This is a genomic window from Bradyrhizobium sp. SZCCHNRI20481 (genome assembly GCF_032485055.1).
Taxonomy (GTDB): Bacteria; Pseudomonadota; Alphaproteobacteria; order Rhizobiales; family Xanthobacteraceae; genus Bradyrhizobium.
This window is the reverse complement of the sequence record NZ_JAUEUE010000009.1, coordinates 39,430-65,143: the sequence shown is the minus strand read 5'-3', so window position 1 is coordinate 65,143 and position 25,714 is coordinate 39,430. Positions and strand designations below refer to the sequence as shown.

At 66.5% G+C, this 25,714-nt stretch carries 25 protein-coding genes and 2 pseudogenes; 19 read left to right on the top strand and 8 right to left on the bottom strand.

Features of this window, described 5'->3' with window-relative positions; all coding sequences use genetic code 11:
* Nucleotides 1–118: 118 nt before the first annotated feature.
* Nucleotides 119–547, top strand: a complete 429-nt coding sequence (locus QX132_RS16215) for a CHRD domain-containing protein (protein ID WP_316161919.1) — start codon at nt 119–121, stop codon at nt 545–547.
* A gap of 30 nt (nt 548–577) precedes the next feature.
* Here the strand turns inward: QX132_RS16215 and QX132_RS16210 are convergent, their stop codons facing one another.
* The 5 genes and pseudogenes from QX132_RS16210 to QX132_RS16190 all read right to left on the bottom strand — a co-directional run bounded on the left by QX132_RS16210 (nt 578) and on the right by QX132_RS16190 (nt 4,797).
* A complete protein-coding gene (locus tag QX132_RS16210) occupies nt 578–2,152 on the bottom strand; it encodes an EAL domain-containing protein (RefSeq protein ID WP_316161918.1) in 1,575 nt (524 codons plus the stop codon).
* 161 nt (nt 2,153–2,313) lie between these two features.
* On the bottom strand, nt 2,314–3,501 hold the full coding sequence (locus tag QX132_RS16205; protein WP_316161917.1) for an MFS transporter: 1,188 nt from the start codon (nt 3,499–3,501) through the stop codon (nt 2,314–2,316).
* A 27-nt stretch (nt 3,502–3,528) separates the two neighbouring features.
* Nucleotides 3,529–4,119 (bottom strand): annotated as a pseudogene (locus QX132_RS16200) (FAD-dependent oxidoreductase); the annotation flags it as partial.
* A pseudogene (locus tag QX132_RS16195) lies at nt 4,119–4,214 on the bottom strand (transcriptional regulator); the annotation flags it as partial. The pseudogenes QX132_RS16195 and QX132_RS16200, both read right to left, overlap by 1 nt.
* A 103-nt stretch (nt 4,215–4,317) precedes the next feature.
* Nucleotides 4,318–4,797: a hypothetical protein gene (locus QX132_RS16190; protein WP_315777161.1), complete on the bottom strand. Its 480-nt coding sequence runs from the start codon at nt 4,795–4,797 to the stop codon at nt 4,318–4,320.
* A 76-nt stretch (nt 4,798–4,873) separates the two neighbouring features.
* On the opposite strand from QX132_RS16190, the gene QX132_RS16185 reads away from it, so the two are divergent.
* From QX132_RS16185 to arsB, 4 genes are all read left to right on the top strand, one after another.
* Nucleotides 4,874–5,524 (top strand): Crp/Fnr family transcriptional regulator, encoded by a 651-nt coding sequence (locus QX132_RS16185; RefSeq protein WP_316161915.1) that lies wholly within the window; start codon nt 4,874–4,876, stop codon nt 5,522–5,524.
* 91 nt (nt 5,525–5,615) lie between these two features.
* On the top strand, nt 5,616–5,978 hold the full coding sequence (locus QX132_RS16180; RefSeq protein ID WP_316161914.1) for a metalloregulator ArsR/SmtB family transcription factor: 363 nt from the start codon (nt 5,616–5,618) through the stop codon (nt 5,976–5,978).
* A complete protein-coding gene (locus QX132_RS16175) occupies nt 5,971–6,498 on the top strand; it encodes an arsenate reductase ArsC (RefSeq protein ID WP_316161912.1) in 528 nt (175 codons plus the stop codon). The genes QX132_RS16180 and QX132_RS16175 overlap by 8 nt, the downstream gene beginning before the upstream one ends.
* Before the next feature lie 4 nt (nt 6,499–6,502).
* Nucleotides 6,503–7,531 carry an ACR3 family arsenite efflux transporter gene (gene arsB / locus QX132_RS16170; RefSeq protein WP_316161911.1) on the top strand — a complete coding sequence of 343 codons (1,029 nt, stop codon included), beginning with the start codon at nt 6,503–6,505 and terminating at the stop codon, nt 7,529–7,531.
* A 34-nt stretch (nt 7,532–7,565) separates the two neighbouring features.
* Here arsB and QX132_RS16165 read toward each other — a convergent pair whose 3' ends face one another.
* On the bottom strand, nt 7,566–7,847 hold the full coding sequence (locus QX132_RS16165; protein ID WP_316161909.1) for a hypothetical protein: 282 nt from the start codon (nt 7,845–7,847) through the stop codon (nt 7,566–7,568).
* Nucleotides 7,848–8,191: 344 nt separating this feature from the next.
* On the opposite strand from QX132_RS16165, the gene QX132_RS16160 reads away from it, so the two are divergent.
* From QX132_RS16160 to glgX, 9 genes are all read left to right on the top strand, one after another.
* Nucleotides 8,192–8,497, top strand: a complete 306-nt coding sequence (locus QX132_RS16160; RefSeq protein ID WP_315738841.1) for a PepSY domain-containing protein — start codon at nt 8,192–8,194, stop codon at nt 8,495–8,497.
* Complete coding sequence (locus QX132_RS16155; protein ID WP_315773329.1) at nt 8,498–9,163, top strand: response regulator transcription factor; 666 nt, start codon at nt 8,498–8,500, stop codon at nt 9,161–9,163.
* Nucleotides 9,160–10,578: an ATP-binding protein gene (locus tag QX132_RS16150; protein WP_316161908.1), complete on the top strand. Its 1,419-nt coding sequence runs from the start codon at nt 9,160–9,162 to the stop codon at nt 10,576–10,578. The genes QX132_RS16155 and QX132_RS16150 overlap by 4 nt, the downstream gene beginning before the upstream one ends.
* 107 nt (nt 10,579–10,685) lie before the next feature.
* Complete coding sequence (locus QX132_RS16145; RefSeq protein WP_316161907.1) at nt 10,686–11,234, top strand: cytochrome b; 549 nt, start codon at nt 10,686–10,688, stop codon at nt 11,232–11,234.
* A gap of 60 nt (nt 11,235–11,294) precedes the next feature.
* A complete protein-coding gene (locus QX132_RS16140) occupies nt 11,295–11,990 on the top strand; it encodes a VIT1/CCC1 transporter family protein (RefSeq protein ID WP_315782639.1) in 696 nt (231 codons plus the stop codon).
* Nucleotides 11,991–12,287: 297 nt separating this feature from the next.
* Nucleotides 12,288–12,539: a DUF3551 domain-containing protein gene (locus tag QX132_RS16135; protein WP_316161905.1), complete on the top strand. Its 252-nt coding sequence runs from the start codon at nt 12,288–12,290 to the stop codon at nt 12,537–12,539.
* 428 nt (nt 12,540–12,967) lie between these two features.
* Nucleotides 12,968–13,924: an IS481 family transposase gene (locus QX132_RS16130; RefSeq protein ID WP_315740559.1), complete on the top strand. Its 957-nt coding sequence runs from the start codon at nt 12,968–12,970 to the stop codon at nt 13,922–13,924.
* 303 nt (nt 13,925–14,227) lie between these two features.
* A complete protein-coding gene (locus QX132_RS16125) occupies nt 14,228–14,500 on the top strand; it encodes a DUF3606 domain-containing protein (RefSeq protein WP_315738834.1) in 273 nt (90 codons plus the stop codon).
* Nucleotides 14,501–14,565: 65 nt separating this feature from the next.
* On the top strand, nt 14,566–16,800 hold the full coding sequence (gene glgX, locus QX132_RS16120) for a glycogen debranching protein GlgX (protein WP_316161902.1): 2,235 nt from the start codon (nt 14,566–14,568) through the stop codon (nt 16,798–16,800).
* Between the two features lie 21 nt (nt 16,801–16,821).
* Here glgX and QX132_RS16115 read toward each other — a convergent pair whose 3' ends face one another.
* Nucleotides 16,822–17,739 (bottom strand): LysR family transcriptional regulator, encoded by a 918-nt coding sequence (locus QX132_RS16115; protein WP_316161901.1) that lies wholly within the window; start codon nt 17,737–17,739, stop codon nt 16,822–16,824.
* A 129-nt stretch (nt 17,740–17,868) separates the two neighbouring features.
* Here QX132_RS16115 and QX132_RS16110 point away from each other — a divergent pair, with 129 nt between their 5' ends.
* The 5 genes from QX132_RS16110 (at nt 17,869) to QX132_RS16090 (ending at nt 23,875) form a co-directional block, all read left to right on the top strand.
* Complete coding sequence (locus tag QX132_RS16110; protein WP_316161900.1) at nt 17,869–19,164, top strand: D-galactonate transporter; 1,296 nt, start codon at nt 17,869–17,871, stop codon at nt 19,162–19,164.
* 21 nt (nt 19,165–19,185) lie between these two features.
* A complete protein-coding gene (locus QX132_RS16105; protein WP_316161898.1) occupies nt 19,186–20,259 on the top strand; it encodes a tartrate dehydrogenase in 1,074 nt (357 codons plus the stop codon).
* A 155-nt stretch (nt 20,260–20,414) separates the two neighbouring features.
* On the top strand, nt 20,415–21,833 hold the full coding sequence (gene pyk, locus QX132_RS16100; protein ID WP_316161896.1) for a pyruvate kinase: 1,419 nt from the start codon (nt 20,415–20,417) through the stop codon (nt 21,831–21,833).
* Nucleotides 21,834–22,025: 192 nt separating this feature from the next.
* Nucleotides 22,026–22,838, top strand: a complete 813-nt coding sequence (locus QX132_RS16095; protein WP_315738828.1) for a UDP-2,3-diacylglucosamine diphosphatase — start codon at nt 22,026–22,028, stop codon at nt 22,836–22,838.
* A 47-nt stretch (nt 22,839–22,885) separates the two neighbouring features.
* A complete protein-coding gene (locus tag QX132_RS16090; protein ID WP_316161895.1) occupies nt 22,886–23,875 on the top strand; it encodes a threonine/serine dehydratase in 990 nt (329 codons plus the stop codon).
* 10 nt (nt 23,876–23,885) lie between these two features.
* Here QX132_RS16090 and QX132_RS16085 read toward each other — a convergent pair whose 3' ends face one another.
* Complete coding sequence (locus QX132_RS16085) at nt 23,886–25,619, bottom strand: caspase family protein (protein ID WP_409999370.1); 1,734 nt, start codon at nt 25,617–25,619, stop codon at nt 23,886–23,888.
* Nucleotides 25,620–25,714 lie beyond the last annotated feature (95 nt).

Genomic DNA, 25,714 nt, shown 5'->3' with positions numbered 1-25,714 from the left:
CAATCAACGCGGCCAGGGCCGCTGCCCATGCCTGGGTGTTAACGCGTTCCACGGAATATCGGCTTGCCCGTGGGGTCTCGAACACCGAGACTGCACAAAACGAGTTAGGAGGAAAACCATGGGACGGACATTCGTTCATTTGGCGTTGCTCGCCGTCGCCTGGGTCGGGGCCGCGCCGATTGCTCGCGCCGAAACCGTCATCTTAAAGTCCGATCTCAAGGCCGCCAACGAGGTGCCGCCGAACGCGTCCGCCGCGTCGGGCGCGGCCGAAGCGAGCTTCGACACCGCAACCAAGACGCTGAGCTGGAAGGTCACCTTCTCCGGCCTCAGCGGGCCGCCGATCGGCGCGCATTTCCACGGTCCCAGCGAGCCCGGCAAGAACGCCGGCATCGTGCTGCCGTTCAAGAGCCCGGAGCCGCCGATCACGGGCTCCGCCGTGATCACCGATGCGCAGGCGGCCGATCTGCTGGCCGGCAAATGGTACGCCAACGTCCACACCCAGGCGAACCCGGGCGGCGAGATCCGCGGACAGATGACCAGGCAGTGAGGCGTGTGCCCGACGCGCGCGGGCTCGCCGTCACGCGGCCAGTTCCGGCTCGCCGGCCTGGCCGGGAACGGCCGAGGCCCGGCGCACGTCGAGGAACTGCTTGAAACGGCCGAGCGACATCGGCTGTGCGACCAGATAGCCCTGGCCTTCCTCGACGCCGCAGGCGACCAGCGCATCGACCTGCTCCTGATGCTCGATGCCCTCGGCGACCACGGACATGTCGAGCTCGCGCGCCAGCGCCACCAGCATCTGCACCACCACCACGGCGGACTGGTCGCGGGTGATCGCGTCGACGAAGAACTTGTCGATCTTCAGGATGCGCGCGCCGAGCCGCTGGATGTAGGACAGGCCGCTATGGCCGATGCCGACGTCGTCGAGCGCGACGCGGAAGCCGAGCTCGCTGAGCTCCTTCACGACATCAGTCGCCTTGGTGAGATCGGCGAGCTCCTCGCGCTCGGTGACCTCTAGCACGACTTGGCGGGGGGAGACCGACGAGGATGCGACCGTCTTGCGTAGATCGTCGATGAAGCGGTCGCCGAGCAGATGGCGCGGGGTGATGTTGACGGACAGCTTGAACAGCTTGTCCTGCTTCATCTCCGGCTGCAGCTCGCGCAAGGCGGTCTTGAGAAGCTGCCAGGTCAGCTTCTCAATGCGGCCGGTGCTCTCGGCGAGCGGGATGAAGCTCATCGGCGGGATCAGCCGGTCGTCCGGCTTCTCCCAGCGCGCCAGGATCTCGCAGCCGACGATGTCGCCGGTCTTCAGTCGGAAGGTCGGCTGCACATAGGGCTTGAACTCGTTGGCCGCGAGCGCGCGATCGAGCTCGGCGACCGGGTCCACTGGCCGGCTGAGATAGCTCGCCAGCAGCAGGCCGAACATGCCGCCCAGCGTGCCGGCGGCGAGCATCGTCAGGAGATAAGCGAGGTCGCGGCGCGCGCTCAGGCTCTGCGGTCGCACATGGATCGTGGCCTGCAGCGGATAGCGGTCGGACACGGTGGTGAAGGCGACGGTCTGCGCCGGCGTCTTGGCTGATGTCTCGGGTTGATAGCCGGCCACCTGCTCGCCATCGGGCAGGGTCAGGGTGACGTTGCTCTCGGCGCGCAGGCCGACCGGCATCACGTCCAGCAGGTTGCCGTCGATGCGCAGGATCGCCGCCAGCGACCGTTGCGCGTCGATGTCGCGCATCACGCCGAACGCGGCGCCGGTGAACTGCTCGACGCGGAACAGCCGCAGCTCGCCGTCGGCGGACTTGAACATCTCGTCGCGCCGCGCCCAGCCATTGTCGAATTCGAGCGTTTCGGAATAGGCCGCGCACTCGACCGCGCCGCCGCGATCGACGGTGCGGATGTCCTTGATGATGGTGCCTTGATAGACGTGAAGGCGCAGCGCCTGTAGCGCGACGGCGCTGCAATCCATCGGTCCTTTCGCGATCAGACGGTTCAGGATCGATCCGGCCGAGTCGATCGCGGCCTCGGAACGGCGCAGCGCCACCTTGCTGAGCTCGCTGAGCTGCCGCGCGGTCTGGTTGCCGATCAGCGCGGTCACGGCGAAATCGGCGCCGGCGAGGAAGATCCCGACGCAGGCGGCCACCGCCCCGACACGAAGCATGTGTTTGCGCTGCAATGCCATCGTGTGGTGAACACCCCCGTATGACCACGGGTATCCTTCAATCCAACCTTCAACTTTCCGTATATGCGCCCCAGGATGCCCGTCCGCAGCGGCAGGTTGGGCTGTGGGCGCAGCAAGCTGGTTAAGGAAGTGCTACCGGCTCAGGCCGCCTTGTCGGTCGTGCTGCGCGGCACCGCCGCCTCGGCGCGCCCGGCCGGGAGCAGCATCAAGGCGGCGAGCGCCGACAGGCTGAGGCTCGCCGACACGATCAGCACGCCGCGGCCGAGCCCGTCGATCAGCAGGCCGAACAGCAGCGGCGCGAAGGCCTGGCAGATCCGTGACGGCGCCCCGATCAGGCCGAGCCGGTAGGCGTAGTTGACGGGGCCGAAGATCGCGAGCGGCAGGGTGCCGCGAGCGATCGTCAGGATGCCGTTGCCGGAGCCGTGCAGCAGCGCGAAGGCCGCCGCGGCGCCGCCGCCGAACAGACCGATCGTCACGGCGGCGATCGGATGGGTGATGCAGGCGAGCCGCGCCGAGGCGAGCGGATGGAAGCGGCTGAGGAAGCCGGCCTCGAACACCCGCGCGGCGACCTGCGCCGGCCCGATCATCATGCCTGCGAACAGCGCCTGCGCCGGCGTCGCGCCGAACGCCTGCATCAGCCGCGGCAGATGCACCGCCATCGCCGCGGTCACGGTCCAGGCCGCGGCCATCGCAAACGCGATCAGCACCATCGGGCGGTCGAGCGGGATGTTCGGCTTGCCGGTCGGCATCTCGCCGGGCGCCATCTGGGTCGCACGCGGCAGCGACAAATTGAGCGGCAGGCCGATCACGAGGTGCGCGATCGCCCAGGCGAAACAGGTCTCGCGCCAGCCGATCGTCGCGAGCCCCCAGGTGCTCAGCGGCCAGCCGACCGTGGAGGCAAAGCCCGCGATCAGGGTGATGCCGGTGATCGCGCCGCGTGCATCCTTGCCATAGATGCGCCCGAGCGCGCCGAACGCGGCGTCATAGAGGCCGAGCCCCATGCCGACGCCGAGCCACAGCCACGCCAGCGCCATCACCCACAGCGAATGCGACAGGCCGAGCAGCGCCAGCCCGATCGCCAGCACGATGTTGGAGGCGCACAGCACCTGACGGCCGCCGACGCGGTCGATCTGGCGGCCGATGCGCGGACCCAACAGGCCGGAGATGATCAGCGAGGCCGAGAACGCGCCGAAGAACCAGTTGTTGGACAGGCCGAGATCCCTGGCGATCGGGTCGGCGAGGATCGCCGGCAGATAGTAGCTCGATCCCCAGGCCAGCGTCTGGGCGGTGCCGAGAGCGATGACCACGCCCAGCCGTCGTGCCTGCATTCCGTTAAACCTCTGCTTGGCTCTACGTCACGAACAGCCGCAGCCGCTGCGGCCAGCCTCCTTGGCCTTGGCATCATCGGCACAGCAACTGTCTACGCCGGACGGCGCCGGTCCGCCACAGCAGCCGGGCAGGGCTGCAATGCTCTCCAGTCCGCCGCGGGTGCAGACGCCGGTCTCCGGCAGCTTCAGCTCGACACGCTGCGCGGCGGCCTTGTCGCCGGCGATGTCGGCGGTGATCGAACGGACCTGCTCATAGCCCGTCATCATCAGGAAATTTGGCGCGCGGCCATAGCTCTTCATGCCCGCGAGATAGAGCCCCGGCTCGTCGGCCTGCGCCAGCTCGCGCGCGCCATGCGGCCGTACCGTGCCGCAGGAATGCTCGTTCGGATCGATCAGGGGCGCCAGCGCCACCGGCGCTTCGATCGCCGGATCGAGCCGCAGGCGCAGCTCTGCCAGCAGCGACAGATCGGGACGGAAGCCGGTGGCGACGATCAGCTCGTCCGCGCCGACGCTGCGGTCACCGGCCGCGATGATCTGCAACTTTCCGTCCTCAACGGTGATCCCCGTGACGCCGAAACCGGTCTCGAGCCGGACGCGGCCCGAACGCACCAGCGCGGCCCGGCATGCCCTGCGCGCACCAGCGCGCGGTAGATCTTCAGGCGCGTGGTGTTGCCGAGGGCTTCCAGGCGGGCAGCGGCGTCATCGAGCTTCATGGTGTGGAGGATGCGGCAGGCGGCCCGCCGGAGTCAAACGATATTTCTAGAATATTGGAAATATCAATGAGCGCGCGCCGCGCGCGGTCGGTTGTCCGGCGCGCTATCTCAGCCGGTAGCCGGCATGGCAGCCGACGCAGGCGGCCATCGTCTCGCCGAGCGCCTTCAGCGCCGGCTTGAGGTCTCCGGTCACGCCCGCGTTCTGCGCTTCGATGGCGAACCGGCTCGCCGCCTTGTGCATCGTCGTTCCGGCCTCCTGCATGCCCTGCGGCATGAACCCGGCGACCTCAGCGGCACCGTGCAGCCGCAGCGAGCTCATCCCCAGGCGTTGCTCAGCGATCTGGCCGGCCTTGTCCGGCTCGCCCGCCGCCAGCGCGTCGTTGATCTGCTGCAGCGCCAGCAAATGGTCGCGCATGTTGGCGAGGGTGTGCTCGGCGAGATCGGGCGGAAACGCCACCCGCTCGCGCGGGTCTGGCGGAAGCGCCCCGTGGCTGCCGTGGTCGTGATGGCCGTGGTGCTGCGCCGTGGCGATGCCGGCGGACGCAACGAAGGCCAGCACAATGGCGGCAAGACGCAGGCGCATGAGGACCTCCATTTGAGCGAACGCGGTGACGTCTTCCCTAGACCGCGCAGCCGGCGGCACATATGATCCTGATCATATGCCGAGGATCATCCATCTCCCGCCCGAGGGCACGCGCCCGCCGCTCGACTGGCGCGCCCTTGCACGGCTGTCGCCATTGCTTGCCGCTCTGCCGGCGGCCGCGCGGTTGCAGACCCGGCGCGTCCAGGTGCCGCGCCAGGGCACGGTGTTCTGTCGGGGTGATCGACCGCGGGCGATGTTCTTCGTGCTGACGGGCGAGGTGCGATTGCTGCGCCGCTCGCGCGCCGGCGACGACATCATCCTGCAGCGTGCGCGGCGGGGCTTTCTCGCCGAGGCCAGCCTCGATCAGGCGTCGTATCATTGCGACGCCGTCGCGGCGCAGGATTCAGCGCTGCTCGCGATCGACCGCAAGGCCTTCGCCGAAGCGTTGCGTCGTCCCGAGATCGGGGACCGATGGTGCGATCATCTCGCCCGCGAGTTGCGCACGGTCCGGGCGCAGTCGGAGCGGCTCAGCCTGAAGACCGCGCGCGAGCGGATCGTGCATTTCATCGAGACCGAAGGGGAGGGCGGCGAGGTCGAGCTCGGCCGGTCGAAGAAGGACTGGGCCGCCGAGCTCGGCGTCACCCATGAGGCGCTCTATCGCGCGCTGGCGCGCATGGAACGGGACGGCGAGCTCATCGTCGACGGCACCCGCCTGCGCTTGCGATGAGCCTTCGGGCGCGTCGTCTCCGTTCGTCGACAACGACCATTCGAGCTCGTCGGCCTTGACGCCGACTCTATATATCGATAATTCTGGATATATGGAAAACGAACAGGCCGTTCTGGCCTTGGCGGCGCTGGCGCAACCGACGCGCCTGCAGGCCTTTCGCACCCTGGTGCAGCACGAGCCCGACGGTCTGCCGGCCGGCGAGCTCGCACGTCTGCTGGAGGTGCCGCAGAACACGCTGTCGGCGCATCTGTCCGTGTTGGCGCGCGCCGGCCTCGTCAGCTCGATCAGGCACAGCCGATCGATCGTCTACCGCATCGACCTCGCGCAATTTCTGAAGGTCGCGCTGTTTCTGCTGCAGGACTGCTGCGGCGGCCGACCGGAGGTCTGCGCGCCCGTCGTCGCAAGCCTTACCCCCTGCTGTCCGCCCAAGCGCAAGGAGAAGAATCGTGTCTGATCGCGTCTACAATGTGCTGTTCCTCTGCACCGGAAATTCGGCGCGCTCGGTGCTGGCGGAATCGATCCTGCGCAAGGACGGCGCCGGCCGCTTCCGCGCCTTCTCGGCCGGCAGCACGCCGAAAGGCGCGGTGCATCCGTTGGCGCTCAAGACCCTCGCGCGCATGGACTATCCGACCGACGATCTGCGCTCGAAGAGCTGGAGCGAGTTCGCCGTCGCCGGCGCGCCGGCGATGGATTTCGTCTTCACCGTCTGCGACAACGCCGCCGGCGAGGCGTGTCCGATCTGGCCGGGGCAACCGATGACCGCGCATTGGGGCATCGAGGATCCGGCGGCGGCCGAAGGCACGGAGCTGGAGAAGCTCGCGGCGTTCACGACCGCCTTCCGCTATCTGAAGAACAGGATCGACGCCTTCATCAATCTGCCGCTCGGTCGCATCGATTCGATGTCGCTCGGCACGCGGCTGCGCGAGATCGGGACGGGCGAGGGGGCAACGTCGTTCCGCTCCGACGTGGCCTGATCTAATGACGATCTTCGAGCGCTATCTGACGGTCTGGGTCCTGCTCTGCATCGTCGCAGGCATCGGTCTCGGCCATCTCATGCCGGGGCTGTTCGCGGCTGTCGCGTCGGCGGAGGTGGCGCGGGTCAATCTGCCGGTCGCGGCCCTGATCTGGCTGATGATCATTCCGATGCTGCTGAAGATCGATTTTGCCGCGCTCGGCAATGTGAAGGAGCATTGGCGCGGCATCGGCGTCACCCTGGTCGTGAACTGGGCCATCAAGCCGTTCTCGATGGCCCTGCTCGGCAGCATTTTCATCGGCCACGTGTTCGCCCCGATGCTTCCCGCAGGCCAGTTGTCGTCCTACGTGGCCGGTCTGATCCTGCTGGCGGCGGCGCCGTGCACGGCGATGGTGTTCGTCTGGTCGAATCTGTGCGACGGCGAGCCGCACTACACGCTGAGTCAGGTCGCGCTCAACGACGTCATCATGGTGTTCCTGTTCGCGCCGCTGGTGGGCCTGCTGCTCGGCGTCGCCTCGATCTCGGTGCCATGGACCACCCTGCTGCTGTCGGTGCTGCTCTACATCGTTGTGCCCGTCATCATCTCGCAACTCTGGCGTCGCTCTTTGTTGCGGACGAAGGGCGGGGCATTGGAGCGCACCTTGCGGGTGCTGCAACCGGTCTCCCTCGCGGCGCTGCTCGGTACGCTCGTGCTGTTGTTCGGCTTCCAGGGCGAGCAGATCCTGAAGCAGCCGGTCGTCATCGCGATCCTGGCCGTGCCGATCCTGATCCAGGTCTATCTGAACGCGGGGATCGCCTATTGGCTCAGCCGCCGGCTCGGCGTGGCCTGGTGCGTCGCGGCTCCGGCCGCCTTGATCGGCGCCAGCAATTTCTTCGAGCTGGCGGTTGCCGCCGCGATCAGCCTGTTCGGGCTCGACTCGGGGGCCGCGCTCGCGACGGTCGTCGGGGTTCTCGTCGAAGTCCCCGTGATGCTCTCGGTCGTGCGCATCGTCAGGGCGACGCGTCGCTGGTACGAAGCGGGACTGCCGGCCTAGCTCCGGTCGGTGCTTCGCCAGGGGCCGGTTCGCCTCACCGCCGCGGCTCGTCCTGATCGTCGTCGTCGCCTTCGCGCTCGCGGCGGGCCGGTTCGTAGCTCAGCGGCTGACTTTCGGCCCGCGCATGCAGCGCCGCAAGATGCGGGTAGGCCCCAAGACCAGCTCCAAGACCGGCTCCAAGACCAGCTTCAAGACCGCCGTCCACGGCACGGGCCACCGGCACCAGCGTGGGCGCCGTCTCCCGGCTGGCTTGTGACATGGCCAAGATGCCGCCCAGCCCCGCCAGCACGGCTGCCAATGTCATCGTCTTACGCATGCTCGTCTCCGAACTCACCGCCCCCGGCTCGCTCCGTCCTGACGTGATCATGTTGCAACGAGACTGACGGCACCCTGTCGGGTCGTGTCAGCGGGGAGTCAGCTTGCCTCGGGCAGGATGCCGATCCTGTGCGAGTTTCCACCCCCGCATCTGTCTGATGCGCAATTCCGACATCGGAAGTTCAAACTATCATCCGCACCACCTCGGTAGCATTTGCGAATGCTCCGCAATTCGTGCCCCGCAATTCGAACCAGTGGCGAGAGCGCAACGAATGACGACGATCTCTGAAGATGACGGCGTCAGGCCCCGGAAGGATCATGCATTTGCCTCAAATTGGACGGTTCATGCGCATCACGGCATCTGCGATGCTGATCTCGACGGCTGCGTCCGCGGCGACGGTGGCGCGCGAGGATGATCGTGAGCGCCGTGATGCCATGCGTCATGCCGTGGAGGCGGGCGACGTCTTGCCGCTGTCGCAGATCCTGCCGAGATTGCGTGGCCGGGTCGCCGGCGACGTGATGGGGATCGATGTCGAGCGCCTGCGTGGCCGCTGGCGCTATGAGTTTCGGGTGATCGGCCGCGATGGCCGCGTGCGTGAGGTCTATGTCGATGCGCGCAGCGGCGAGATCGAACGGATCGAGGAAAAGTAGATGCGTGTGCTGCTGGTCGAGGATGATCCGCGGCTGGCGTCCGACCTGGTGCGGACGCTTCAGGCGGCGGGCTATCTGGTCGAAACGTCCGACAACGGCGAGCAGGCCTGGTTTCTCGGCGACACCGAGGACTATGGCGCCGTGATCCTCGATCTCGGCCTCCCCGGCATGGACGGCCTGTCGGTGCTGAAGCGCTGGCGCGGCGCGGGGCGACACATGCCGGTGCTGATCCTGACGGCGCGCGCGAGCTGGGCGGAGCGGGTCGACGGCATCGATGCCGGCGCCGACGACTATCTGCCGAAGCCGTTTCGCAACGAGGAGCTGCTGGCGCGATTGCGCGCGATCGTGCGGCGGTCCGCCGGCCGTGCGGCGCCGGTGCTCTCGTCCGGCGACCTGACGCTCGACGAGCGCCAGATGAAGGTCAGCCTGTCCGGCGTGCCGGTGACGCTGTCGCAGCTCGAATACCGGCTGATCGCCTATCTGCTGCGGCAGAGCGGGCGCGTCGTGCCGCAGCATGAGCTGGAGGAGAACGTCTACGGCCTCGGCCACGAGCACGATTCCAACGCGCTCGAGGTGCTGATCCGGCGCGTCCGCAAGAAGCTCGGCGCCGACATCATCGAGACCCGCCGCGGCTTTGGCTACATGATCCCGGAGACGGCGGAATGAGGCTCGGCTCGCTGCGGCTGCGGCTGGTGGCGGCGGGCACCATCGCGCTGCTGGTCGCGCTCGGCGTCGCCGGCTTCGGCATGGTCGTGCTGTTCAAGCGCCACGTCGCGCGGACGCTCGCCTCCGATCTCGACATTCACCTGCGCCAATTGCTGAACGGCCTCGAGGTCGATGCGGAAGGGCGCATCGTGGTCGCGCGGCCGCCGGCCGATCCGCGCTTCGTGGTGCCGCTGTCGGGGCTGTACTGGCAGATCTCGGACGATCATGGCCAGTTGCTGCGCTCGCGCTCGCTGTGGGACACCATCCTGCCGCTGCCGATCGACGAGCCCGGACCGAGCGACGTGCATCAGCATGAGCTCGCCGGGCCGGATGGCGAACACGTGCTGGTCGCCGAGCGCGGCATCCTGATGAATCCGGCAAGGCAGATCCGCGTGCGCGCGGCCGTGGCCTACGGCCTCGACGGTGCCACCAGCGCGGTGCTGACCTTCGCCAAGGATCTGTCGATCGCGCTCGCCGTGCTGGCCGTCATCCTCGCCGTCGGCACGTCGGTTCAGGTCACTCTCGGCCTGCGTCCGCTCGGCGTGCTGCGCCGTGGCGTCGCCGAGATCCGCAGCGGTCGGCGCCAGCATCTTCCCGTGGACGTGCCGACCGAGGTGGCGCCGCTGGTCGAGGAGGTCAACGCGCTGCTCGATGCGCAGCAGCGCGAGATCATGCGCTCGCGCAGCCGTGCGGCCGATCTCGCCCACGGCTTCAAGACGCCGCTCGCCGCCCTCACGGCCGACGCCGCGCGCTTGAGGGAGCTCGGCCAGCTCGAGCTGGCGCGCAACATCGAGGATGTCGCCGAGGCGATGAGCCGGCAGGTTGATCGCGAGCTGGCGCTGGCGCGGCTGCGCGGCAAGGCCCGCGGCGGGCCGGAGGCCGCGACCGAGCTCGCGCCTTTGGTGAATGCGCTGCTCGGGACGCTCGGCCGCACGCCGGCGGCCGCCCATGTCAGCTTCGATGGCGAAGTGCCCCCGGGCCTGAGCGTCGCCATGGATCGGACGGATCTCGCCGAGGTGCTCGGCAATCTGCTGGAGAACGCCGCGCGTCATGCGGCGAGCACGGTTCGCATCGTCGCGAGTGCCACCCCTCTGATCGTCATCGTCGAGGATGACGGTCCGGGCATTCCGGACGCGAAGATCGGCCGCGTGCTCGAGCGCGGCGGCCGCCTCGACGAGCAGGGGCCGGGCAGCGGGCTGGGGCTCGCGATCGTGCAGGACGTGCTCGAAGCCTATGGCTGGCGGCTGCAGATCGGCCGTTCCGAGCTGGGCGGCGCCAGGATCACGATCGCGCCGGCCATCGTCTCGGCGCTCCGCTGGCCGCAGCCCGCGATGTCCCAGGCGACCCCGGCGCCGTCCATTCTGACAGTAGGCTGACATCCCGCGTCAGCGGCGCGACGCCCCCGGTCAGCTATTACCTCAGGTCATGACGCCCCGCGCGGCTTGCCACCGCGGGGGTGCCCAATGGTCGAAGGAAGCTGATCATGCGTATTCGAAATTCCGCCAAGGCGTATGGGTCCGTCGCGATCGGGCTGCACTGGATCGTCGCCGTGCTGGTGCCGGCGGCCTGGATCTCGGGTCATCTCGGCGACATCCTGCCACGCGGCTCTCATGACACGGGCCTGTTCATGCACGTCTCGCTCGGGCTGGCGATGCTGGGCTTTGCGCTCGCGCGCCTGGCCTGGCGCCTGGCCGATCCGCCGCCGGCGCCTGAAGCGACCAAATTCGGCGCGTGGACCGTTCACATCGGCGAGATCACGCATCTGCTGATCTACGGCATCATGTTCGCCATTCCGGTCCTCGGCATCGTCACCCAGTTTGCCCGCGGCTACGGCTTGCCGGTGTTCGGCCTGTTCGAGATCGCCTCACCCTGGGTCGGCGACCGCGGCTTCGCCCACGACATGAAGGAGATGCACGAGGCGCTGGCCAATGGCCTGATGATCCTGATCGGCCTGCACGCCGGTGCGGCGCTGCTGCATCATTACTGGCTGCACGATCGCACCCTGCGGCGGATGGTGCCGGGACTGCGGTGATCGGTCCTGTCATCCGGGCCTGCTAAGAGGCCTCCGTCGATCACGCCATCGGAGGCCGTCATGCCGGCAACGCCGCACATCGAAAAGCACTTCACCGCGTCGGAAGTCGTCCGCGACGTCGTGATCGGCATGGCCGACGGGCTCACCGTGCCGTTCGCGCTCGCCGCCGGTCTCTCGGCTGCGGTCGCCAAGACCGACGTGATCGTCACCGCCGGCCTTGCCGAGGTCGTCGCCGGCGCGATCGCGATGGGGCTCGGCGGTTACCTCGCCGCCCGCTCCGACGCCGAGCACTATGCCGCCGAGGAGAAGCGGGAGCACGACGAGATCGAGCACCTTCGCGGCCGCGAGGTCGAGGAGGTCGCGGCGATCTTCCGCGGCTATGGTCTCGAAGGCCAGGCCTTGGCGACCGTGGTCGACGCCATCGCGTCCGATCGCAAGCGCTGGGTCGACTTCATGATGCGCTTCGAGCTCGGTCTCGAACGCCCGGATCCGAAGCGCGCGCCGGTCAGCGCCGTGACCATCGGCGGCTCCTACGTGATCGGCGGCCTGATCCCGCTGATCCCCTACATGCTGGCGCCTGACATCTCGTCCGCACTCCGGATCTCCGTGGTCGCAACCGGCATCGCGCTCTTGATCTTCGGCGCCATCAAGGGCCACTTCACCGGCGTCAACAAGATCAAGTCGGCGCTGCAGACTGCGCTGGTCGGCGGCCTCGCCGCCGGCGCGGCATTCTGGCTGGCGCATCTGTTCGGGTAGGGCGGGACAGGATTGCGGTCGAGGCCATTCGGAAGAAGGTCACCGGGCCGGTCATGATTGACGAGGGACCGTAGGGTGGGCAAAGGCGCGCCGGGGCGAGGCCTTGTCGGGCGAGCTTTCGCGCGCGCCGTGCCCACCGCCCGCACCCAGCGCCGCCGATGGTGGGCACGCGCCGCCTTTGGCGTCGCTTTGCCCAGCCTACGGCAGCGTCGTCTGCGGCAAAGGGCTTTGCCCGAGTTCGAGATCGCCGCGCCGGCAGACCCTTTCGGATTGATCAGCCTCGTGCCATGATGTGTGATGATGCGCGCGCTTCTCTTCATGACTTCGATCACAGTGCTTGCAACCGCTCCGGCCGCAGCTCAACGGTTCGATGGCATTGATCCGGTGTGCCTCCAGACATGGGAGTGGGGCGGTTCCAGCACAATCTCGTGCCAGTACAGGTCGTGGGAGGCGTGTAGAGCGGGGGCTGCGGGCATGTCGGCCATGTGCTTGCCGAACCCCTATGCACAACGCCCGTCTGAGCCAAGCCGCCGTCGGCCTCCCCGGTAGGCGCCGATTGCGATCTGACAAGACCCCAATCGTCAACGGAGCGGGCACGCGCCGCCCGATGCTTGCTCGGGCTGATCGGAACCAGTCCGTATTTCTGAGAAAAATAAATCTGTTGCCATTTTTCGGAAATCGTGCTTGATTGTCGCCATCCCGTGCTCATCGAGAGGGGCGCTTCGCGATCGTCACGGAACGTTGGGCGCGGGATGCGGTGGCTGCAGGGTGCCGCAGCGTGGGGCGACTCGCGCGGACGAACGGCAGCTTGCGGACGCGAAGTCGCGTGGTCCTGGCGCCCCGATGCTGGCGCCAAGTCTTCGGGCGATGACCCCGGGGGCGACGGTGACTAACTGTGGTCTTCCAGGAGGTTGTCCATCCGGTCTGAACCGAGGAAGCTGAGGTTGCGAAGCTTCAGTGTTCCAAGGAGAGACCAGATGGACGTCCACAAGAATGCGCCTATGACACCGAAAGGTCGAGAGGCGATGGTGCGGAGTGTCGTTGAGGGTGGGCTGAGCTATGCTGAAGCTGCTTACCAGTACAATACGACGCCGAAGACCGTAGCCAAATGGGTGAAGCGGTTCCGCGAGGAAGGTGTCGAGGGATTGCTCGATCGCTCCTCCAGACCGCACTCATCGCCAGGCCAAACCACTGCTGCCACATGTACCGCTATCGAGGCTTTGCGCCGTCAGCGCCACACGGGCAAGCAGATTGCGGCTGAGGTTAAGGTGTCGCCGGCCACGGTCAGCCGCGTTCTGCGACGACTGGGGTTGAACCGAATCCGTGATCTGGAGCCGATCGAACCCGTGCGTCGCTATGAGCACGCTGCGCCGGGCGAGATGATCCATATCGATATCAAAAAGCTCGGCCGTTTCGCGCAAAGCGGCCATCGCGTCACCGGCAATCGGAACGGCTATAGTCATTGTCGCGGACTTGGCTGGGAGTACATGCATGTCTGCATCGATGACCACTCCCGTGTCGCCTTTTCACAGCTCAAGCCTGATCAGACCGCCGAGAGTGCTGTTGCGTTTCTCAAGGCCGCTGTCGCTCACTACAAGAGCTTGGGCGTTACCGTCACCCGCGTCATGACCGACAACGGTGGCTGCTATATCGGCTTCGATTTCGATAAGGCCTGCCGCGATATTGGTCTCAAGCATATCCGCACCAAGCCCTACACGCCCAGAACCAATGGCAAGGCTGAGCGCTTTATCCAGACAGCGCTCCGGGAGTGGGCCTATGCACACACCTATCCCACTTCCGATCAGCGCGCCGCGCAACTGCCCATCTGGCTGCACCAGTATAATTGGCACCGGCCTCACGGCGGCATAAACTCCCAGCCGCCCATCAGCAGACTCGGTTTAACCGAGGACAACCTCCTGAGGCTCCACAACTAACAAGCCGGTACACCGAGGAGATCGCGAAGTAAGCGTGAAAACCATCGCGCGGGGAATGCCGGGATGTCTCGGCTGAACCTGTGGTGACTGCCGCCTGCTTTTTTTCTGCAGGCGGGCCATGGGGGCGGCCAGCTCCCGGCATTCCCTGCGCCCACTGCCTGATCGGGGGCAACACCGATGACATCACTCGGGCGCATGGCGCCGCGAGAGCAGTGACGCACGTCTTCACGGCGATGCCCAGGGGAGGGAGCGCGGGAACCAAATTCCGCAGTCAAGGTTAGCTGGCATGCAGGAGGACTCCCGATGCGCCGTCCGAAGATTCAGCCGTCCCGCAACAAGCTCGACATGACCGATCAGGCCCAGGTCCGCGTGGTGACCAAGCGGCTGAAGATGTCGCCTGGGGAATTGTCCGAGATGGTCGAACGCATCGGCAACTCCATCGCAGCCATCACCAAGGAAGTCGCGCAGCAGCGAGCCGCGAAGGCAGCGCCGGAAGGAGCCGTGATCGCGTCGGTGACGGTGACCGAGACCAAGGCGGAAGTGATCGTGCCGGACGAGACGCCAGCGGCAACCTAGCAATCGACGCTGATCATCGAGACCCCCGGCAATCGATCTGGGGAATTGGACGAAGGGGGCAAAGGATGGACCAACGCACCGACCTCGGTGACGCTTTGACGCAGGCGGCGTTCAATCTGCGCAAGACCAGGATCAGCGAAGGCCGTCCGTTTCCGCTCGGCGCGACCTGGGACGGGCTCGGCGTCAACTTTGCGATCTTTTCCGCCCATGCGACCAAGATCGAGCTGTGCCTGTTCGACGACACCGGCGAGACCGAGCTCGAGCGCATCGAGCTGCCCGAATACACCGACGAGGTCTGGCACGGCTACCTGCCGGCCGCGCGGCCCGGCACGGTGTATGGCTATCGCGTGCATGGACCCTACGAGCCGGACGCCGGTCACAGGTTCAATCCGAACAAGCTCGTGATCGACCCCTATGCCAAGCAGCTCGTCGGCAACCTGCGGTGGGGGCCGGAGCTGTTCGGCTATCGGCCCGATCATGCCGACAAGGACCTGTCGTTCGACGACCGCGACAGCGCGCCCTTGATGCTGAAGTGCCGGGTCATCGATCCCGCCTTCACCTGGGGCACCTCACGCAAGCCGGAAATTCCGTGGGAGCGGACGATCTTCTACGAGATGCACGTCAAGGGCTTCACCAAGCTGCATCCGCTGGTGCCCGAGGCCGACCGCGGCACCTTCGCCGGTCTCGCGCATCAGGACATTCCGGCCTATCTGCGCTCCCTGGGCATCACCTCGGCCGAGCTGTTGCCGATCCACGCCTTCATCGACGACAGCTATCTGGTCGAGAAGGGGCTGCGCAACTACTGGGGCTACAATTCGATCGGCTTCTTCGCACCGGAGCCGCGCTATCTGAAGACGCCGTTCGCGACCGAATTCAAGACCATGGTCAACCAGTTCCACGCCAACGGCATCGAGGTGATCCTCGACGTGGTTTACAACCACACCGCCGAAGGCAACGAGCTCGGGCCGACCTTGTCGTTCAAAGGCATCGACAATGCCAGCTACTACCGGCTGATGCCGGACCAGAAACGCTACTACATCAACGACACCGGCACCGGCAATACGGTGAACCTGTCGCACCAGCGCGTGCTGCAGCTCGTCGCGGACTCCTTGCGCTATTGGGCGACCGAGATGCGGGTCGACGGCTTCCGCTTCGATCTCGCCACCATCCTGGCGCGCGAGCCCTATGGCTTCGACGAGGGCGGCAGCTTCCTGGATGCCTGTCGTCAGGACCCTGTGCTGTCGAGCGTCAAGCTGATCGCCGAGCCCTGGGACATCGGTCCGGGCGGCTATCAGGTCGGCCAGTTTCCACCGGGCTGGGCGGAATGGAACGACAAGTTCCGCGACACCGCGCGTGCGTTCTGGAAGGGCGATGGCGGCACGCTCGCCGATTTCGCCAAGCGCATCTCCGGCTCGGGCGATCTGTTCAACAAGCGCGGCCGCCGCCCCTGGGCGAGCGTGAACTTCATCACCGCGCATGACGGCTTCAACCTCAACGACCTCGTCTCCTACAACGACAAGCACAACGAGGCCAATGGCGAGGACAATCGCGACGGCCACAGCAACAACCACTCCTGGAATTGCGGCGTCGAAGGACCGACCGACGACCCCGAGATCACCGCGTTGCGCGAGCGCCAGAAGCGCAATCTGCTGGCCACGATGCTGCTGTCGCATGGCACGCCGATGCTGCTGGCCGGCGACGAGTTCGGCCATACCCAGAACGGCACCAACAACGCCTATGCGCAGGACAATGAGACCACCTGGCTCGACTGGATGGGCATCACGCCGCAGGGGCGGGCGTTACGCGAATTCACGCGCAAGCTGATCGCCATGCGCAAGGCGTTTCCGATCCTCTTTCGCAGCCGCTTCCTGATCGGCTCGCACAATGAGGACCTCGGCGTCAACGACGTGACCTGGCTCGACCCGTCGGGCGAGGAGATGACGACGGAGCAGTGGACTGACGATCACGCGCGTTGCTTCGGCATGCTGCTCGACGGCCGCGCCCAGGAGACCGGCGTCAAGCGGCGTGGCTCGGATGCGACGCTCCTGCTGGTCTACAACGCGCATTTCGACGTCGTGAACTTCACGCTTCCGTCCGTGCCCGAAGGCCATAATTGGCTGGCGCTGCTCGACACCAACCAGCCGGACGCCCAGCCGCAGTCGCTGCCCTTCGGCCACGTCTACGCGGTGACCGGGCGATCGCTGCTGGCCTTCGGCCTGTCCTCGGAGCAGCAGCCGATGCGCGGCCTGCGCCATGGCCTCGGTGCCCTGCTCGACATCGCGGAGGCGCCGCTGGGGTAGGATGTTCGGCGGATTTTGCGGTCAGGCACCGCGGGCGTATTTCGCAAGCCGCGCGTCGAGCACACCGAGCATGGCCTCGCGCGCCGGATCGCGCGAGCCGCGCAGCCAGGCTGCCGCGAGCGGAAGCCGTCCGGCGGTGCTGCCGCGTGTCATCCGCAGCGGCACGAAGCGGACGCCGGAGACCGCGAGCCGCGAGGTCCAGCGCGGCACGATGGCAATGCCGAGTCGCGCGGCGACGAGATGCACGATGGTCTGCTTCTCATCGGCAAACTGCGCCACGTCGGGCGATAGCCCGGCCTGCGCGAACAGCTTCATGGTGAGGTCGTGGCTGTGCGGCCGCGATCGCCGATCCGGGACGATCAGCGGCTGGTCGGCGATGTCGGCCAGCGAGACCGCGGCGCGCGACGCCAGACGGTGCCGCTGCGGCAGCGCAACGACGGCGCTCTCGCTGAGCAGCGCGCGGAATTCGAGCCTGACATCGGTGCGCGCTGGCGGCCTGACGAAGGCGAGGTCGAGCGCGCCGGAGAGAATCTTCGGCAGCAGCCGGATCGTCTTCTCTTCCAGGAGATGCACCGCGATGCCGGGATGCTGCTCGCGAAAATCGTGCAGCAATTGCGGCAGCAGCCCGGCGGCCGCGCTGTCGATGGCGCCGACGCGCAGCCGCTGCGCCTTCGTGCCGCGCGCGCGGCGGCGGAAGCCGGTTTCGACCGCCTCGACGCGGGCCAGGATCGCCCGGGCGTCGCGCAGCAAGGTCGTGCCGTGCTCGGTCAGCGACACCGCGCGCGTGGTGCGAGCGAACAGCGGCGTCGCGAGATCCTCCTCCAGCAGCTTGATCTGGCGTCCGAGCGCCGAGGGCAGCATCTGCAGCCGCTGCGCCGCCTTGCCGAAATGCAGCTCCTCGGCGGCGGCCACGAAGCAGCGGAGCTGGTGCAATTCCATGGCGGGGTCCTGATGAGGCGATGGGCCGGATTATATCATTTTTTTGTATAATGATGCGAGTATTGAAGCCGGCCTGGTTCGCCGCCTACGCTTGTCAGATCAACGACAAGACGGGACAGGGAGGTGACGATGGCCGGAGAGCTGGAAATGCGCGTGCTGCGCAGGATCACGTTGCGCATCGTGCCCTTCATCATGCTGCTCTACTTCGTAGCCTTCATCGACCGCGTCAACGTCGGCTTCGCAGCGCTGACCATGAACAAGGACATCGGGCTGTCAGCCTCGGCCTATGGCTTCGGCGCCGGCATCTTCTTCTGGGGCTATTTCCTGTTCGAGGTCCCCTCCAACCTCGCGCTGGACAAGTTCGGCGCCCGCATCTGGATCGCGCGGGTCATGATCACCTGGGGCCTCGTCTCCGGCGCGATGGCGTTCGTGCAGGGACCGACGAGCTTCTATGTGCTGCGCTTCCTGCTTGGTGCTGCGGAAGCAGGCTTCTTCCCCGGCATCATCCTCTATCTCTCCTACTGGTTCCCGGCGCGCCAGCGCGCAGCCGTCACCGCGCTGTTCATGGCCGCCGCGCCGCTCTCCACGGTTCTCGGCTCTCCGGTTTCCGGCGCGCTGCTGGAGATGGACGGCATTCTCGGCTTCAAGGGCTGGCAGTGGCTGTTCCTGATCGAGGCGCTGCCGGCGGTGCTGCTCGGCTTCGTCGTGCTCGCCTACATGACCGATCGTCCGGAGCAGGCCCGCTGGCTCGCCGACGACGAGCGCGACTGGCTGGTGCGCACCATGAATGCAGAGGTGGCGAGCAAGGCCGCCACCGCGAGCCACAGCATCTGGCGCGGGCTGGCCGACATCCGCGTGCTGGCGCTCGCGCTGGTCTATTTCGGCACCTCGGCCGGCCTCTACACGCTCGGCGTCTGGGCGCCGCAGATCATCAAGCAGTTCGGCCTGTCGTCCTTCACCGTCGGCTTCCTCAACGCGGTGCCACCGACCGTGGCCGTGGTCGTCATGATCCTGTGGGCGCGCCATTCCGACCGTACCGCCGAGCGCACCTGGCACGTCGTGCTGGCCTGCGTGGCCGCAGCCGTCGGGCTCTGGTTGGCCGGGCTGTCGACCAGTGTCGCCGCCGTCCTCGCTGCGCTCACGCTCGTCAATGTCGGCATCTCCTCCTCGAAGCCTCCGCTGTGGAGCATGCCGACCATGTTCCTGTCCGGCTCGGCCGCCGCGGCGGGCATTGCAACCATCAACTCGATCGGCAATCTCGGCGGATTCGTCGGTCCCGCGATGATCGGCTGGATCAAGGACCAGACCGGCAGCTTCAATGGCGGGCTCTATTTTGTCGCCGGCCTGCTGGTGGTATCGGCGGTGCTGACGCTGTTGCTGTCACGTTCACAACGTGCAAAGGCCGCTGCGGCCACGCAATCCTGACCCATCACACGGAGCCCTTTCATGCGCACCCATTCCATCGCCGCGATTCCCGCCGACGGCATCGGCCCCGAGGTCATCTCCGAAGGTGTCCGTGTGCTCGAGGCGCTGGCCAAGCGCTCGGGCGACATCAGCTTCAACGTCAAGACCTTCGACTGGGGCTCGGACTACTACAAGAAGCACGGCGTGATGATGCCGGCCGACGGCCTCGCCGAGCTGAAGAAGTTCGACGCGATCTATTTCGGCGCGGTCGGCGCTCCCGACGTGCCCGACCACATCACGCTGTGGGGGCTGCGGCTGCCGATCTGCCAGGGATTTGATCAGTACGCCAATGTGCGGCCGACCAAGATCCTGCCTGGCGTGGCCTCGCCCTTGCGCAATGTCGGCGTCGGCGATCTCGATTGGGTGATCGTGCGCGAGAATTCCGAAGGCGAATATGCCGGCATGGGCGGTCGCGCGCACCGCGGCCTGCCGGAGGAGGTCGGCACGGAGGTTGCCGTCTTCACCCGCGTCGGCGTCACCCGCATCATGCGCTACGCGTTCAAGCTGGCGCAGTCGCGGCCGCGCAAGTTCCTCACCGTCGTCACCAAGTCGAATGCGCAACGCCACGGCATGGTGATGTGGGACGAGATCGCCGCCGAAGTGGCGCGCGAATTCCCCGACGTGACCTGGGACAAGATGCTGGTCGACGCGATGACCGTGCGCATGACCCTGCAGCCGAAGAGCCTCGACACCATCGTGGCGACCAATTTGCATGCCGACATCCTGTCCGATCTCGCCGGCGCGCTGGCCGGCAGCCTCGGCGTGGCGCCGACCGGCAACATCGATCCGGAGCGGCGCTTCCCCTCGATGTTCGAGCCGATCCACGGCTCGGCCTTCGACATCACCGGCAAGGGCATCGCCAATCCGGTCGCGACGTTCTGGACCGGCGCGCAAATGCTCGAGCATCTCGGCGAGACGGACGCGGCCGCGCGGCTGATGGCTGCGGTCGAGAAAGTCTGTGCAGCCGGCATCCTGACCCCCGATGTTGGCGGCAAGGCGACGACCAAGCAGGTGACCGACGCCGTCATCGACGCGATCCACGGCTCCAACGTCTGAGGCGTGCTGTTCTCTTGCACAATTTTGGCGTGTTTCGTGTCGCGCTTGCAATGGACGCTGCGGGGCGTATATCAGCGCTTCCGCTGCGTCCGCGCATGCCAATCACATGCGTGTCATAGAGACGCGAGACACGGCTTAAGGAGAAAGGACACATCATGCGTCGTCACCGTCGAGCCAAGATCGTTGCGACTGTCGGTCCCGCGAGCAATTCTCCGGAGATGCTGAAAGCGCTGTTCCTCGCCGGTGTGGACACCTTTCGTCTCAACTTCAGCCACGGCACCCAGGCCGATCACGCCAAGGTCCATGCCGCGATCCGCGCGCTCGAGAAGCAAGTGCAGCGGCCGATCGGCATCTTGATGGATCTGCAGGGTCCTAAGATTCGCGTCGGCACTCTGCGCGACAAGAAGATCCAGGTCGAAGTCGGCGAGACGATTCGATTTGTCCTCAACGGCACCGAGGGCGACAAGACATCGATTCCGTTGCCGCATCCGGAGATCTTTGCGGCGGTCTCGCCCGGTCACGATCTTCTGATCGATGACGGCCGCGTGCGCGTCCGCGTCACCGGCCTCGGCGACGACTGGATCGAGGCCAAGGTGATCGTCAGCGGCGCGATTTCCAATCACAAGGGCGTCAATCTGCCGGGCACCATTCTGGAGCTGTCGCCGCTGACGGCCAAGGACCGCTCCGATCTCGCCTTCGGGCTCGAGCTCGGCGTCGACTGGGTGGCGCTGTCGTTCGTGCAGAAGCCGTCGGACGTGCTTGAGGCGAGGGGCCTCATCAAGGGCCGCGCCGGCATCATGTCCAAGATCGAGAAGCCGGCGGCGCTGGAGCGGATCGACGACATCATCCAGTTGTCGGACGCGATCATGGTCGCCCGCGGCGATCTCGGCGTCGAGATTCCCAACGAGGACGTGCCGGGCAAGCAGAAGGAGCTGGTGCGCGCCTGCCGGCTCGCCGTGAAGCCGGTGATCGTCGCGACGCAGATGCTGGATTCGATGGTGGCGACGCCGACGCCGACGCGCGCCGAGGTCTCGGACGTCGCCACTGCGATCTATGACGGCGCCGACGCGGTGATGCTGTCGGCGGAGTCTGCCAGCGGCCAATACCCGCGCGAGGCGGTGGCGATGATGGACAGCATCATCAAGGCCACCGAAGGCCACAAGATGTATCGCTCGATCGTCGAGGCGACGCAGCCGGGCGAGGAGCAGACGCCGCCGCATGCGGTGGCAACCGCGGCGGCCGATCTCGCCTCGGCGATCCACGCCAGGGCGATCGTGGCCTATACGTCGAGCGGAACCTCGGCCTCGCGCGTTGCGCGCAAGCGGCCGAGCCTGCCGATTCTGGCGATCACGCCGAACGAGGATACCTCGCGGCGCATGTGCCTGCTGTGGGGCGCGCACAGCGTGCTGTCGCAGGACGTGCAGAGCTACGAGGAGATGGTCGAGCGCGCGACCTTCTTCGCTGTGCAGGAGGAGTTCGCTGAAGCCGGCGACCTGCTCGTCGTCGTCGCCGGCATCCCGTTCGCGCGAGCCGGCACCACCAACAATCTGCGCGTCGTCACCGTGCCGAGATAGGAGGCTGATTTTCCCTGTTCGCGCCGCCCGCCTGTCGCCTGATTGTCGCACCCCGCTGGTATCGCGGGGCAGTGACGAAGGACGTCGCGAGTCGTCGAACGAGCGGTGTCCGGTAGCGGTCCGGCAGGATGGGTTCTGCTGGTGCGGCGTTTCGTCATCGCGGTGTCATCAGGGACTGTTAGGTGGGCGCGCATGGGACTTGAGACTGCTGGTGAAGAAAGCCCGGCTCGGCGCTTTCGGACGTTGTTCATCTCGGACGTTCATCTCGGAGCCCGCGGCTCGCAGGCCAATCTCCTCGTCGATTTCCTGCGCCACCATGATGCAGATACGATCTATCTGGTCGGCGACATCATCGACGGCTGGGCGCTCAAATCGAGCTGGCATTGGCCGCAGTCGCATAACGACCTGGTGCAGAAGATGCTGCGCAAGGCGCGCAAGGGCGCCAAGATCGTCTATGTCCCCGGCAATCACGACGAGTTCCTGCGCGGTTATTACGGCACGCATTTCGGCGGCATCGACGTCGTCGAGAACATCGTCCACACCGGCGCTGACGGCAAACGCTATCTGGTGATCCACGGCGACATCTTTGATCTGGTCGTGCAGAACGCGCGCTGGCTCGCCCATCTCGGCGACAAGGCCTATGACTTCGCGATCCAGATGAACCGTCTGGTCAACTTTTTCCGTCGCATGTTCGGCGTTCCCTATTGGTCGCTGTCGCAATGGGCCAAGCAGAAGGTCAAGAACGCGGTGAACTACATCGGCGCGTTCGAGACGGCGCTGGCCTCCGAGGCGCGAAGGCATGGCGCTGACGGCGTGATCTGCGGCCACATTCATTGCGCTGTCATCCGCGATCAGGACGACATTCGCTACATGAATTGCGGCGACTGGGTCGAGAGCTGCACGGCGCTGGTCGAGCACGAGGACGGCCGCTTCGAGATCCTCACCTGGACCGATCCGCTGCGGCAGCGCGCGCCGGTTCCCCAACTGGCCGCCCGCGCCGCCTGACACCGGCTCCCTTGCCTCTCGGCAATCGGGCGCGGTAAAATAGGGGCATGACAGCTCATTCCCCGATCCTGCCCGTGACCGCCGCCGACATCGATGCGGCGGCACGCGTCCTCGCGCCCGTGGCCGTGCGGACTCCGCTGCTGCCGGCTCCCGTGCTGAGCGAGCAGTTCAAAGCGAACGTCTTCGTGAAGCCGGAGGTGCTGCAGCGGACCGGCTCGTTCAAGTTCCGCGGCGCCTACAACAAGCTGGCGTCGATCCCGCAGGCAGCGCGCGGCAACGGCGTCGTCGCATTCTCCTCCGGCAATCATGCGCAGGGCGTCGCCCATGCCGCCACATTGCTGGGCATGGACGCCACGATCGTGATGCCCTCGGATGCGCCGGCGGCCAAGCGCGAGCGCACCAAGGCGTTCGGTGCCGAGGTCGTGCTCTATGATCGCGATCGCGAGGACCGCGAAGCGATCGCGCGCGACATCGCAGCAAAGCGCGGCTCGACGGTGGTGCCGCCCTATGACGATCCCCACGTCATCGCAGGGCAGGGCACCGTCGGTCGTGAAATCGCCGAGGACCTTGCGGCGCTCGGCCTGTCGCCGGATCTGGTGATCGTCCCGGCTTCGGGCGGTGGTCTGCTTGCCGGCGTCTCGACCGCGGTGAAGGCGCATTTTCCGAGCACCCAGATGGTCGTGGCTGAGCCCAAGGGCTTTGACGACCATGCGCGCTCGCTGCGGGCCGGCCACCGCGAGGCCCATGATGCGAAGGGACGCACCATCTGCGACGCGCTGATGGCGGCGATTCCGGGCGAGATCACCTTCGCGATCAACAGCCAACTTCTGTCGGCTGCGGTCGAGGCCTCGGATGAGGAGGTGGGCCGCGCGGTCGGCTTTGCCTTCCGGGAGCTGAAGCTCGTGGTCGAGCCCGGTGGTTCGGTCGGGCTGGCGGCACTGCTGGCCGGCCGGCTGGATGTGGCGGGCAAGACGGTGGTGATCGTTTTGTCCGGCGGCAATGTCGATGCTGAGCTCTACGCCAGGCTGATCGCCTGACGATCAAGCCTCAGTGAAAGCTGAGGCCGCCTTTTGCAGATCCCCCACCGCCGATCCGCAGTCCGGACTGCGCGACGTGCGGCGTGCCCCGCGTCGGGCCGCCCTGCATCCCTCCTTGGCCACGCGCCATCGACGGACGCGACGCGTTGATGTTCGGCTTGAACGGTCCGGAATTGCCGAGGAAGGGACGCCGGACCTCGCGGGTGTCGAATGGCCGTCCAGGACTGCGCTTCAGTGGATCGCGCTGGATCTTCGCGGCGACAGGCGGATTTGCCGGCGGCATGATCCTGTCGCGCAACCTGGTCTGAGCGATAGGCCTGGGATCGACGACCTTGTTGGGACCCGCGTTGTTGATGGCATTGCCTTTCGTGACCACCGTTGGCGGCATCGGTCCGCGCGGCGGCACGGTGGTGACCGGCAGCTTCGGTTGCAGGCCTGGATGGCTCTGGATCTGGGCGCCGGGATTGAACGGCCGCGCGATCGGTGCCAGTTGCGGTGGCATGATGAGACGGCTCGGTTGCAGCACGGGGATGGGCCGAGGCTGTCCCTGCAGCCGCAGCGCGACCGGCGCATATGGGCTGTCGGCATAGGATTCACGGAAGCTCTGATAGGCGGCCGGCGAATTCGCCAGCACGGCCTGGTGCCACGCCGCGGCCTGCACGAGGCCGGCGAGCAGTGCGCGGATGCGGTCGGCGAGCGGATCGCGTGGGTACATCGCGATGAACTCGCGATAATATTGCGGACGGTTCTCCGACAGCACGTAGTCATAGGCCTGCCGCACGGAACGGCTCGGCAGGTCGGCGGCCATCTGCACCACGGGCGCGTTCACCGGCGCGCGCGCTGCGGCAACCAGGGATTCGCCGAAGAAGGTGAAATCACTGGTCAACGACGAGCTTTCCCACGGCGTCTGTCGACCATCAGTGCTCTGGTTCACCTGCAGGCGAATGCGCTTGAACAATTGCTCGATCGGCAGGTTCGGCTGTCGCGCCAGGTTCAGGAACGCCTGCGCGTACGGGCTGTGCTCGCCACGCCCGTCGAGCGCCTCCTCGCCAGGCGAGGTCGAATATCCGAGGATGGAGCCGTTCGGTGCGTCGACGATGGCAAGTCCGCGTCCGGCATCGTTGATGGCAGGGAATGGATTGTTGCGGCAGGCGTCCAGCACGACGATCCGCATGCGGCTCGGGATGGCGTCGAGCGTTGCCATCAGGTCCACCAGACGGATCGTCCCCGTCGTCAGGTCGGAGGGCGCTGAGATACGGGCATCGATCGGGATCAGATAGTTCTCGCCCGCGAGCTGAACCCCGTGGCCGGCGTAGTAGACCATTGCCACGGTGTTCGGGCCGTTTGCTGCCACCCGGCTCGAAAAATCCTGGACGACCTTGAGCATCTCGTTCTGCGTCAGGTCGGTCGCCGTGATCACCTCGAAGCCGGCCGAGTTCAACAGCTTGGCGACAGCATGGGCGTCGTTGTCCGGGTTCTCCAGCGGTGGCGCGTTCTGATAGCTCGCATTGCCGATCACGAGTGCGACGCGTGGCTCGGCTCCTTGAGGGATCGCTGCGGGGGTGTTGCTCTCCTTTGCAGGTGAGGGAGCTGCCAGCGCGCGCGGTGGCGTGTGAAGGTTGTCGATCTCACTGCCGGCGGCGAACGCCGAGTCCGGGCCGACCCAGGCCATCAGGCCCAGCAGCGCGGACATGAGCAGGGATTTCCAGGCGGATGTTACAGCGCGAAATTTCGGAACGGACACGGCGTTCTCCTCGAGCATGCGCCAAGCGAATGGCTTGAGGATTAGGCTACGCAGATCACGCGGCAGCGTACGTGATCCGCGTCACCTATCAACGC

Excerpts from the sequence above, each read along its gene's own strand:
- pyk (WP_316161896.1), top strand. The coding sequence starts at position 20,415 with ATGCGTCGTCACCGTCGAGCCAAGATCGTTGCGACTGTCGGTCCCGCG.
- QX132_RS16125 (WP_315738834.1), top strand. The coding sequence starts at position 14,228 with ATGCGCCGTCCGAAGATTCAGCCGTCCCGCAACAAGCTCGACATGACC.
- QX132_RS16205 (WP_316161917.1), bottom strand. The coding sequence starts at position 3,501 with ATGCAGGCACGACGGCTGGGCGTGGTCATCGCTCTCGGCACCGCCCAG.
- QX132_RS16210 (WP_316161918.1), bottom strand. The coding sequence starts at position 2,152 with ATGCTTCGTGTCGGGGCGGTGGCCGCCTGCGTCGGGATCTTCCTCGCC.
- QX132_RS16150 (WP_316161908.1), top strand. The coding sequence starts at position 9,160 with ATGAGGCTCGGCTCGCTGCGGCTGCGGCTGGTGGCGGCGGGCACCATC.
- QX132_RS16155 (WP_315773329.1), top strand. The coding sequence starts at position 8,498 with ATGCGTGTGCTGCTGGTCGAGGATGATCCGCGGCTGGCGTCCGACCTG.
- QX132_RS16095 (WP_315738828.1), top strand. The coding sequence starts at position 22,026 with ATGGGACTTGAGACTGCTGGTGAAGAAAGCCCGGCTCGGCGCTTTCGG.
- QX132_RS16110 (WP_316161900.1), top strand. The coding sequence starts at position 17,869 with ATGGCCGGAGAGCTGGAAATGCGCGTGCTGCGCAGGATCACGTTGCGC.
- QX132_RS16160 (WP_315738841.1), top strand. The coding sequence starts at position 8,192 with ATGCGCATCACGGCATCTGCGATGCTGATCTCGACGGCTGCGTCCGCG.
- QX132_RS16185 (WP_316161915.1), top strand. The coding sequence starts at position 4,874 with ATGCCGAGGATCATCCATCTCCCGCCCGAGGGCACGCGCCCGCCGCTC.
- QX132_RS16215 (WP_316161919.1), top strand. The coding sequence starts at position 119 with ATGGGACGGACATTCGTTCATTTGGCGTTGCTCGCCGTCGCCTGGGTC.
- QX132_RS16090 (WP_316161895.1), top strand. The coding sequence starts at position 22,886 with ATGACAGCTCATTCCCCGATCCTGCCCGTGACCGCCGCCGACATCGAT.
- QX132_RS16190 (WP_315777161.1), bottom strand. The coding sequence starts at position 4,797 with ATGCGCCTGCGTCTTGCCGCCATTGTGCTGGCCTTCGTTGCGTCCGCC.
- QX132_RS16130 (WP_315740559.1), top strand. The coding sequence starts at position 12,968 with ATGGACGTCCACAAGAATGCGCCTATGACACCGAAAGGTCGAGAGGCG.
- arsB (WP_316161911.1), top strand. The coding sequence starts at position 6,503 with ATGACGATCTTCGAGCGCTATCTGACGGTCTGGGTCCTGCTCTGCATC.
- QX132_RS16145 (WP_316161907.1), top strand. The coding sequence starts at position 10,686 with ATGCGTATTCGAAATTCCGCCAAGGCGTATGGGTCCGTCGCGATCGGG.
- QX132_RS16140 (WP_315782639.1), top strand. The coding sequence starts at position 11,295 with ATGCCGGCAACGCCGCACATCGAAAAGCACTTCACCGCGTCGGAAGTC.
- QX132_RS16165 (WP_316161909.1), bottom strand. The coding sequence starts at position 7,847 with ATGCGTAAGACGATGACATTGGCAGCCGTGCTGGCGGGGCTGGGCGGC.
- QX132_RS16135 (WP_316161905.1), top strand. The coding sequence starts at position 12,288 with ATGATGCGCGCGCTTCTCTTCATGACTTCGATCACAGTGCTTGCAACC.
- QX132_RS16105 (WP_316161898.1), top strand. The coding sequence starts at position 19,186 with ATGCGCACCCATTCCATCGCCGCGATTCCCGCCGACGGCATCGGCCCC.
- QX132_RS16115 (WP_316161901.1), bottom strand. The coding sequence starts at position 17,739 with ATGGAATTGCACCAGCTCCGCTGCTTCGTGGCCGCCGCCGAGGAGCTG.
- glgX (WP_316161902.1), top strand. The coding sequence starts at position 14,566 with ATGGACCAACGCACCGACCTCGGTGACGCTTTGACGCAGGCGGCGTTC.
- QX132_RS16180 (WP_316161914.1), top strand. The coding sequence starts at position 5,616 with ATGGAAAACGAACAGGCCGTTCTGGCCTTGGCGGCGCTGGCGCAACCG.